The 1,035-nt window shown below is 33.9% G+C and carries 1 protein-coding gene; it reads right to left on the bottom strand.

The genetic code is table 11. The annotated features are described in order from the left end of the window. Positions 1-136: 136 nt before the first annotated feature. Positions 137-1,000: an aminoglycoside 6-adenylyltransferase AadS gene (locus AC23MB_RS14270; protein ID WP_003013318.1), complete on the bottom strand. Its 864-nt coding sequence runs from the start codon at positions 998-1,000 to the stop codon at positions 137-139. Positions 1,001-1,035 lie beyond the last annotated feature (35 nt).

The raw sequence follows: 1,035 nt of genomic DNA on the forward strand, positions 1-1,035 counted from the left end.
TAACGTGCCGCGTATTGGCGATGGGCGGGATTTTTAGCACTGAACTTTAATCGAAGAACAGAAGTTGAATTTTGCACTTCCGTTGATACGAAGCCGTTCAGCCCGCCTATTGCCAATACGATGTTGTACGACGTAGTTATGTTTTGGGTTTTAGTCCAGCTAAATATTTTCGTATGTCATTTTCTAATTTATCCGGGTATTTGTACTCTAATTTTTTTGACAATTCAGTTCCTATTTCTGAAACTAAATCAGTCATTGAAAATAGAGCAGTCCAATTTTCCTTTATATCGCTCCCTGAAAATGTTTGTTCTGTTTTAGCCCACATTTCCTGGTTAAGATACTTTTTGAAAAGTCGTCCATATTTATTGGTCGTTATGTTCCAATTGTGTTCACTTGCAATGTGCCATTCAATTAAAGGAATTAAATATTCTGTGCGAATAACGGTTTCCGACATAAATTTCGCATAGAATATTTCATCTCTCACAAGACACTTTGCCACGTAAGTTGTGTCCCACCAAAAATCGTTTATTAGATTTTGAAACTCTTTTTCAGACGGTTTTTTGATAATGGAAATTTGATAAGTTGGTTTCAGCATTTGCTTTGTAATACCATCTTTATCAATTAAAATTTTATAACCAATATCCCAATCTTCTGGTAATTCTTTCTCTTGCGTTTCCTTTATAAATTTTGATTTGCTGTAAAGTTTAAAATCTACTTTCACACCGTCTTCATAAAGTAGCATTTTCATTGCGTGTTTATGGTTAAAACAACTTTCGTCTTCTTCAATCATAGCAATTGGATTTCCGAATTTAAGCGTCCAGCTTTTGTCTGAAATGTAATTTGTATTATCCTCAAAAACAAATTCAATGTCTAAATCACTAAATTCGTCAACAAGTGCTAAAGGATTTACAAGTGAACTTGTCAGAAGAAGAACTCTTACATCTTCGTTTTTCTCCGACCATTCTATAATTGTTCTTAACTTTTCTTCTCTGACTTTCATTTTGTTTGGTTCGGTTTTACTATGTCGTACAACGG

It is taken from the genome of Soonwooa sp. T0.1_25 (genome assembly GCF_057652215.1).

Excerpts from the sequence above, each read along its gene's own strand:
- AC23MB_RS14270 (WP_003013318.1), bottom strand. The coding sequence starts at position 1,000 with ATGAAAGTCAGAGAAGAAAAGTTAAGAACAATTATAGAATGGTCGGAG.